We start from the raw sequence: 7,899 nt of genomic DNA, 5'->3' as shown, positions 1-7,899 counted from the left end.
GACAGACACGTCGAGCAGGTACGAAAGTAGGTCTTAGTGATCCGGTGGTTCTGTATGGAAGGGCCATCGCTCAACGGATAAAAGGTACTCCGGGGATAACAGGCTGATACCGCCCAAGAGTTCATATCGACGGCGGTGTTTGGCACCTCGATGTCGGCTCATCACATCCTGGGGCTGAAGCCGGTCCCAAGGGTATGGCTGTTCGCCATTTAAAGTGGTACGCGAGCTGGGTTTAGAACGTCGTGAGACAGTTCGGTCCCTATCTGCCGTGGACGTTTGAGATTTGAGAGGGGCTGCTCCTAGTACGAGAGGACCGGAGTGGACGAACCTCTGGTGTTCCGGTTGTCACGCCAGTGGCATTGCCGGGTAGCTATGTTCGGAATAGATAACCGCTGAAAGCATCTAAGCGGGAAACTAGCCTCAAGATGAGATCTCACTGGGACCTTGAGTCCCCTGAAGGGCCGTCGAAGACTACGACGTTGATAGGTTGGGTGTGTAAGCGCTGTGAGGCGTTGAGCTAACCAATACTAATTGCCCGTGAGGCTTGACCATATAACACCCAAGCAATTTGCATGCTTCGAGCTGAAAGGCAAAGGGCACCAGATTGCGGTGTGTGAAGACGAAACGAACCGAAAGTTCGAGATACTCACAAAACACCTGGCTATCACATACCCATTCGCTGGAGCGTGAACCTGAAAAGGCCCACGACCTGGCTACCGAATTTCTTGACGACCATAGAGCATTGGAACCACCTGATCCCATCCCGAACTCAGCAGTGAAACGATGCATCGCCGATGGTAGTGTGGGGTTTCCCCATGTGAGAGTAGGTCATCGTCAAGATTAAATTCCGAAACCCCTATCTGCGTATGCAGGTAGGGGTTTTGTTTTGTCCGCAGAAAACTGCTCAGTAGGGTTTCTATGCAATGGCGCGGAGCATGGCTATCATGCGGACCTCATTGTGAGGCGAGACTTGCATGCTGACATTGTTAAAGCTTCTTAAAGATGGTCGATTCCATTCGGGTCAGGCCTTGGGTGCCGCCTTGGGTGTCAGTCGTAGTGCCGTTTGGAAGCAGCTTCAGCATCTAGAGGCTGAGCTGGGATTATCCATTCATAAAGTGCGGGGGCGCGGCTATCAACTGGCTGCGCCATTGACGCTGCTTGATCCTGTCGAGATAAAAGAGCAGGCGCCTTCTTGCGAGTGGCCCATCCTTGTTTTCGATTCAATTGACTCCACTAATGCCGAGGCTTTGCGCGCTATCGAGCGGGGCCAGACGGCGCCCTTTCTGGTGCTTGCTGAGCGGCAAACTGCTGGTCGTGGGCGGCGTGGACGTAAATGGGCAAGTCCATTTGCGGAAAATATCTATTACAGCCTCGTGCTGCGTATTGAAGGTGGAATGCGTCAGCTGGAAGGCTTGAGTCTAGTTGTTGGACTCGCCGTCATGCAGGCCTTGCGTGAGCTCGGTATTTCGGGCGCTGGCTTGAAGTGGCCCAACGATGTTTTGGTTGGTCAGAAGAAGATTGCCGGGATATTGCTCGAGCTGGTGGGAGATCCTGCTGATGTGTGCCACGTTGTGTTAGGTGTGGGAATTAATGTGAACATGCAAATTACCGATGAGGTAGATCAGCAGTGGACGTCGATGCGGCTAGAGTCGGGCAAGGTGTTTGATCGGAATCACCTGGTCGGGAAGTTGGGCGCGATGCTCCAGACATATCTGTCTCGTCATCAACTCGACGGATTTTCAGCTATCCAGGCAGAGTGGGAGCAAAATCATCTCTGGCAAGGACGAGCCGTGTCATTGATTGCGGGTGTTAACCATATAGATGGCGAAGTGCTGGGTATTGATGGTCAAGGTGCTCTGCGCTTGAGGGTGGGTGGTGTGGAAAAGGTCTTTAGTGGTGGTGAGCTCAGTCTGAGGTTGCGTGATGATTCTTGAGCTCGACTGCGGAAACAGTTTTATCAAATGGCGTGTGCTCGACGCGGATGTTCGGCGGGTGGTTGGCGAGGGTGTTGTTGATTCTGATCTCGCTTTGTTGGAGGGATTGAAAGCACTTGAGGGGCTCGCTCTCAAGTTTTGCCGGTTGGTTAGTGTGAGGACTACCGAAGAAACCAGTGCGCTGATTTCTCGGCTGACAGAGGCTTTTGGTGTGTCGGTGATGTGTGCTGCGCCATCCCGCGAAATGGCCGGCGTTCGTAATGGTTATGAGGAGTTCGATCGGTTAGGGCTCGACCGTTGGCTGGCGATGCTTGGGGGGTTCCAGTTGGCTTCCGGTGCGTGCCTTGTGCTTGATTTTGGCACGGCTGTTACTGCGGACTTCATCTCTAGGGATGGAGAGCACCTTGGAGGTTTTATATGCCCAGGAATGCCTCTGATGCGAAACCAGTTGCGTACCCACACGCGCAGAATTCGATATGACGATCTGGCAGCTGAGCGCGCTTTGGAAAGTCTCGTTCCTGGTCGGACAACTGTCGAAGCGGTCGAGCGGGGATGCTCGTTGATGCTGAGGGGCTTTGTCCTGACGCAGCTAGAGTTGGCGCGTAGCTATTGGGGGAGCGATTATTCTGTTTTTCTCACTGGAGGAGATGCAGGCCTGGTTTCCGGCATCGTGCCTCAGGCCCGGGTGGTTCCTGATCTTGTGTTTGTAGGTTTGGCTATGGCGTGTCCCTTGTCGTGAGGTTTTTATGCGTTGGTTGTTTCTTCTGCTGCTTGTTCTGAATGTGTTCTATTACGTCTGGCACCAACAAGAGGCTCCTTTGCGTGCGAAGGATGTAACCCCTTTGAGTTTATATCGGGGGTCGCAGCAGGATATTCGCTTGTTGAGCGAGACAACTGACGCGGCTCGGGATAAAGGAAAGTCTGCCCCGGCAGACGATGGCTGTCTCTATCTGGGCGGTTTTGCTCGTCAGGAAGCGGCGCAGGCGGTTGAGCGACGATTGAGTGGCATGGAAATCAAGTTTGAATCCTTGCTGAGGGCTCCAGCTGGGTCTGATGGTTATTGGGTGCGTGTGGCACCAGAAAGCCGACGTTGGCTGGATGACTCGCAGTTGAAGAACCTTTCTAGAGAATTCAATGAGTTAAAACATAAAATAATGCCGTGTGAGGGGGTTGCACCCGCCGAATAGTTTGCATAGAATGGCGCCCGCTTCGCAGTGAAGACCTTTACTGGTTAACATCGCAAAGTGACGTCAACGCAGCTAACCTCAGGTTTTTAATGAGAAAATGCTTGACAGAAGGCTGGCATGATATAGAATGCCGGCTCGCTTAGGAGGGGTTCCCGAGCGGCCAAAGGGATCAGACTGTAAATCTGACGTCTACGACTTCGAAGGTTCGAATCCTTCCCCCTCCACCATTTTTAGCGAGAGCTGCAAGCTCCGCGGGTATAGTTTAGTGGTAGAACCTCAGCCTTCCAAGCTGATGATGCGGGTTCGATTCCCGCTACCCGCTCCAAGTTTGCAGATCCTGCATAGCGTTACGCTCTTGTAGCTCAGTTGGTAGAGCACACCCTTGGTAAGGGTGAGGTCAGCGGTTCAAATCCGCTCAAGAGCTCCATATAACAAGGCAGATATGAAAATATCTGCCTTTGTTTTAATGGCTTGTTTGACCTGCTCAATTCTTCTCCTAGGGGTGATTTTGATGGCTAAGGAAAAGTTCGAACGTAATAAGCCTCACGTCAACGTTGGTACCATTGGTCACGTCGATCACGGTAAAACCACTCTGACTGCTGCTTTGACCCGTGTCTGCTCCGAAGTTTTCGGCTCGGCAAAGGTTGACTTCGACAAGATCGATAGCGCCCCTGAAGAAAAAGCTCGTGGTATTACCATCAACACCGCTCACGTTGAGTACGATTCGGCTGTGCGTCACTACGCACACGTTGACTGTCCAGGTCACGCTGACTACGTAAAAAACATGATTACCGGTGCTGCTCAGATGGATGGCGCGATTCTGGTTTGCTCGGCCGCTGATGGTCCGATGCCGCAAACCCGTGAGCACATCCTTCTGTCCCGCCAGGTTGGCGTTCCGTACATCGTTGTCTTCCTGAATAAGGCTGACATGGTTGATGATGCGGAGCTGCTCGAGTTGGTTGAGATGGAAGTGCGCGACCTGCTGAGCACTTACGATTTCCCAGGTGATGACACTCCGATCATCGTTGGTTCGGCGCTGATGGCGTTGAATGGTCAAGACGACAACGAGATGGGTACTACTGCCGTCAAGAAGTTGGTCGAGACTCTGGATAGCTACATTCCGCAGCCTGAGCGTGCTATTGATAAGCCGTTCCTGATGCCGATCGAGGATGTTTTTTCGATCTCTGGTCGCGGTACTGTTGTGACCGGTCGTGTTGAGCGTGGCATTGTCCGCATTCAGGAAGAAGTAGAGATTGTTGGTCTTCGTGACACTGTCAAAACTACTTGCACTGGTGTTGAGATGTTCCGCAAGCTGCTCGATGAAGGTCGTGCTGGCGAGAACTGCGGCGTGTTGCTGCGTGGTACCAAGCGTGATGATGTTGAGCGTGGCCAGGTTCTGGTCAAGCCGGGCACTGTCAAGCCGCATACCAAGTTCACTGCAGAAGTTTACGTTCTGAGTAAGGAAGAAGGCGGTCGTCATACACCGTTCTTCAAGGGTTACCGTCCTCAGTTCTACTTCCGTACCACGGATGTGACTGGTAACTGCGAATTGCCAGAAGGCGTTGAAATGGTGATGCCGGGTGATAACGTTCAGATGACCGTTACCCTGATCAAAACCATTGCGATGGAAGATGGGCTTCGTTTCGCTATCCGTGAAGGCGGTCGTACCGTCGGTGCTGGTGTCGTAGCTAAAGTCATCGAGTAAATTGTTGTAATGTCTTTTTCGGGCCGGCATAATGGTCGGCCTGATTTTGTTTTAGGTCAGTAGCTCAATTGGCAGAGCGACGGTCTCCAAAACCGTAGGTTGGGGGTTCGATTCCCTCCTGACCTGCCAGATTCACTTGGTGTGTCTGGCTTTCTTTTCACAGGATCTTCATAGATGACTCCTAAAGCTGAAGCTCAAGGCTCTCGCTTCGATCTGCTCAAGTGGCTAGTAGTAGTTGCTTTGGTGGTTGTTGGCGTTGTTGGCAATCAGTATTACTCTGCTTCGCCGATCCTGTACCGCGTACTAGCTTTGCTCGTCATTGCTGCTGTAGCTGCCTTTGTAGGCCTGCAGACAGTCAAGGGCAAGTCTTTCTTTGTACTGGTTAAGGAGGCTCGCACCGAGATTCGTAAAGTCGTATGGCCAACTCGCCAAGAAACCACGCAGACCACGTTGATCGTTGTGGCTGTTGTTCTGGTTATGGCGTTGCTGTTGTGGGGGCTAGATTCCCTGCTCGGTTGGCTTGTTTCCTTGATTGTCGGCTAAGGGTGTCCCGTGGCTAAGCGTTGGTACGTTGTGCATGCTTACTCCGGTTACGAGAAGCATGTCATGCGCTCGTTGGTAGAGCGCGTAAAGCTGGCTGGCATGGAAGATGGCTTCGGCGAAATTCTGGTTCCCACTGAAGAAGTGGTTGAAATGCGTAATGGCCAGAAACGCAAAAGCGAGCGCAAGTTCTTTCCAGGTTATGTGCTGGTTCAGATGGACATGAATGAGGGTACTTGGCACTTGGTCAAGGATACTCCTCGGGTGATGGGTTTTATCGGCGGTACAGCTGATAAGCCTGCACCTATCACAGATAAAGAGGCAGAAGCGATTCTGCGTCGCGTCGCTGATGGTAGTGACAAGCCGAAGCCGAAGACGTTGTTCGAGCCAGGCGAGTCGGTACGTGTCAATGATGGTCCGTTTGCCGACTTTACTGGCACGGTCGAAGAAGTTAACTACGAGAAGAGCCGGATCCAAGTGGCAGTGCTCATTTTCGGTCGCTCTACTCCGGTAGAGCTAGAGTTCAGCCAGGTCGAAAAGGTCTAGCTGAGCAAGCATCCCAACCCCGCAGCCCTAGGCTGTGGGGTTTTGTCGTCACTGGGATAAACGCGCAAGTAACCGGGGAGCCTTTCGAGGCGTTCGAACCCGTAATTGGAGTGCCTCATGGCCAAGAAGATTACCGCTTACATCAAGCTGCAAGTGAAGGCCGCTCAGGCTAACCCAAGCCCACCTGTTGGTCCTGCTCTGGGTCAGCACGGCGTGAACATCATGGAATTCTGCAAGGCTTTCAACGCCCGTACTCAGGGTATTGAGCCAGGTCTGCCGACTCCAGTGATCATCACTGTCTATAGCGACCGTAGCTTCACTTTCGAAACCAAATCCACACCTGCTTCGGTTCTGCTGAAGAAAGCTGCTGGTCTGACTAGCGGTTCCGCTCGTCCGAACACCGTTAAGGTTGGCACCGTTACCCGTGCTCAGCTGGAAGAAATCGCGAAAACCAAAAACGCGGATCTGACTGCAGCTGATATGGACGCGGCCGTGCGTACTATCGCCGGTTCTGCTCGTAGCATGGGCCTTAACGTGGAGGGTGTGTAATGGCTAAGTTGACCAAGCGTCAAAAGGCTATCGCCGGCAAAATCGAAGCAGGCAAGTCCTACAACTTTGTAGACGCTGCCGCTCTGCTGGCTGAGCTGTCGACCGTCAAGTTCAGCGAGTCGTTTGACGTTGCTGTAAACCTGGGTGTTGACCCGCGTAAATCCGACCAGGTCGTTCGTAGCGCTACTGTGCTGCCACACGGCACTGGCAAGACCGTTCGCGTTGCTGTGTTCACCCAGGGGCCAGCTGCTGAGGCCGCTTTGGCTGCCGGCGCTGACCGTGTAGGTATGGACGATCTGGCTGCCGAAATGAAAGGCGGCGACCTGAACTATGACGTAGTTATCGCATCCCCGGATGCAATGCGCGTTGTTGGTCAGTTGGGTCAGATCCTGGGCCCACGTGGCCTGATGCCTAACCCTAAAGTCGGCACCGTAACGCCAGACGTAGCTACCGCGGTTAAAAACGCCAAGGCTGGTCAGGTTCGTTATCGCACCGACAAAAACGGCATCATCCACACCTCCGTTGGCAAAGTCGGTTTCGACGCCGTCAAGCTGAAGGAAAACGTTGAAGCCCTGATCGCTGATCTGAAGCGTATCAAGCCAGCTTCCTCGAAAGGTATTTACGTCAAGCGCGTTACCCTGAGCACCACCATGGGTCCAGGCCTGGTCATCGACCAAGGTTCGCTCGACGCGTAAGACACAGGTTGGCGCAAGCGATTGCGCCAATTGAAAGATTGGGGTCCCTGCCTGGCGGGGGCTATCCAAGACCGTAGGCGACGCAAGTCTTAAACCTCAAGCCTACGCAGATGGTGCTCCCGGTTCCTTACCGAATCAGACACCAAAACGACATCTGGCCTCGGTTGGATGAAACGGTAACAAGCAGGAGTTTTTCCCGTGGCAATTAAACTTGAAGACAAGAAGGCCATCGTCGCTGAAGTCAACAAGGCTGCCCAAGTTGCTCTGTCCGCTGTCGTGGCTGATGCCCGCGGCGTAACAGTAGGCGCTATGACCGGACTCCGTAAAGAGGCTCGTGAAGCTGGTGTTTACGTACGTGTTGTACGTAACACTCTGCTCAAGCGCGCCGTTGCTGGCACTCAATATGACGTGCTCAACGACGTGTTCACCGGCCCGACCTTGATTGCATTCTCCAAAGATCATCCGGGCGCTGCTGCTCGTATCTTCAAAGAGTTCGCAAAAGGTCAGGATAAGTTCGAGATCAAGGCAGCTGCGTTCGAGGGCAAGTTCCTCGCAGCTAATCAGATCGACGTACTGGCAAGCCTGCCGACCCGTGACGAAGCAATTTCTCAGCTGATGAGCGTGATTCAAGGCGCAACCAGCAAATTGGCTCGTACTCTGGCGGCTCTTCGCGACCAGAAAGAAGCTGCCGCAGCCTAAGGCTGAGCGACTCCTTTCAGCGTTTATTGTTTATTTCGATGGCC

The 7,899-nt window shown here is 53.2% G+C and carries 9 protein-coding genes, 4 tRNA genes and 2 rRNA genes (1 of these 15 cut by a window edge); all 15 read left to right on the top strand.

From position 1 onward, the window contains the following. Positions 1-552, top strand: a 23S ribosomal RNA gene (locus BLW70_RS02230) (it extends 2,340 nt beyond the left edge of the window). A 172-nt stretch (positions 553-724) separates the two neighbouring features. Further along, positions 725-840: ribosomal RNA gene (gene rrf, locus BLW70_RS02225) — 5S ribosomal RNA — on the top strand. Between the two features lie 134 nt (positions 841-974). Continuing rightward, positions 975-1,934 carry a bifunctional biotin--[acetyl-CoA-carboxylase] ligase/biotin operon repressor BirA gene (gene birA, locus BLW70_RS02220; RefSeq protein WP_074871342.1) on the top strand — a complete coding sequence of 320 codons (960 nt, stop codon included), beginning with the start codon at positions 975-977 and terminating at the stop codon, positions 1,932-1,934. Beyond that, complete coding sequence (locus BLW70_RS02215) at positions 1,924-2,673, top strand: pantothenate kinase (protein ID WP_074871341.1); 750 nt, start codon at positions 1,924-1,926, stop codon at positions 2,671-2,673. Before birA ends, BLW70_RS02215 begins: the two co-directional genes overlap by 11 nt. Before the next feature lie 7 nt (positions 2,674-2,680). Beyond that, on the top strand, positions 2,681-3,121 hold the full coding sequence (locus BLW70_RS02210; protein WP_074871339.1) for a hypothetical protein: 441 nt from the start codon (positions 2,681-2,683) through the stop codon (positions 3,119-3,121). Positions 3,122-3,263: 142 nt separating this feature from the next. Continuing rightward, a tRNA-Tyr gene (locus BLW70_RS02205) sits at positions 3,264-3,348 on the top strand. A 24-nt stretch (positions 3,349-3,372) separates the two neighbouring features. Continuing rightward, positions 3,373-3,446, top strand: a tRNA-Gly gene (locus BLW70_RS02200). Between the two features lie 26 nt (positions 3,447-3,472). After that, positions 3,473-3,548 (top strand) — tRNA-Thr (locus tag BLW70_RS02195). 84 nt (positions 3,549-3,632) lie between these two features. Then, positions 3,633-4,826: an elongation factor Tu gene (gene tuf / locus BLW70_RS02190; protein ID WP_074871337.1), complete on the top strand. Its 1,194-nt coding sequence runs from the start codon at positions 3,633-3,635 to the stop codon at positions 4,824-4,826. Between the two features lie 53 nt (positions 4,827-4,879). After that, positions 4,880-4,955: transfer RNA gene (locus tag BLW70_RS02185), tRNA-Trp, on the top strand. 45 nt (positions 4,956-5,000) lie between these two features. Beyond that, entirely contained in the window at positions 5,001-5,369 is a 369-nt protein-coding gene (secE, locus tag BLW70_RS02180; RefSeq protein WP_007896620.1) for a preprotein translocase subunit SecE, read from the top strand. A gap of 9 nt (positions 5,370-5,378) precedes the next feature. Further along, positions 5,379-5,912 carry a transcription termination/antitermination protein NusG gene (gene nusG / locus BLW70_RS02175; RefSeq protein ID WP_007896622.1) on the top strand — a complete coding sequence of 178 codons (534 nt, stop codon included), beginning with the start codon at positions 5,379-5,381 and terminating at the stop codon, positions 5,910-5,912. 117 nt (positions 5,913-6,029) lie between these two features. Beyond that, positions 6,030-6,461 carry a 50S ribosomal protein L11 gene (rplK, locus tag BLW70_RS02170; RefSeq protein WP_003210097.1) on the top strand — a complete coding sequence of 144 codons (432 nt, stop codon included), beginning with the start codon at positions 6,030-6,032 and terminating at the stop codon, positions 6,459-6,461. Next, a complete protein-coding gene (rplA, locus tag BLW70_RS02165; protein ID WP_007896626.1) occupies positions 6,461-7,156 on the top strand; it encodes a 50S ribosomal protein L1 in 696 nt (231 codons plus the stop codon). Before rplK ends, rplA begins: the two co-directional genes overlap by 1 nt. Before the next feature lie 198 nt (positions 7,157-7,354). Beyond that, positions 7,355-7,855, top strand: a complete 501-nt coding sequence (gene rplJ / locus BLW70_RS02160; RefSeq protein WP_008145489.1) for a 50S ribosomal protein L10 — start codon at positions 7,355-7,357, stop codon at positions 7,853-7,855. The last annotated feature ends 44 nt before the right edge of the window (positions 7,856-7,899 follow it).

The sequence above is a fragment of the Pseudomonas frederiksbergensis genome, assembly GCF_900105495.1.
GTDB lineage: Bacteria > Pseudomonadota > Gammaproteobacteria > Pseudomonadales > Pseudomonadaceae > Aquipseudomonas > Aquipseudomonas frederiksbergensis.
This window is presented reverse-complemented; position numbering and strand designations above follow the sequence as displayed.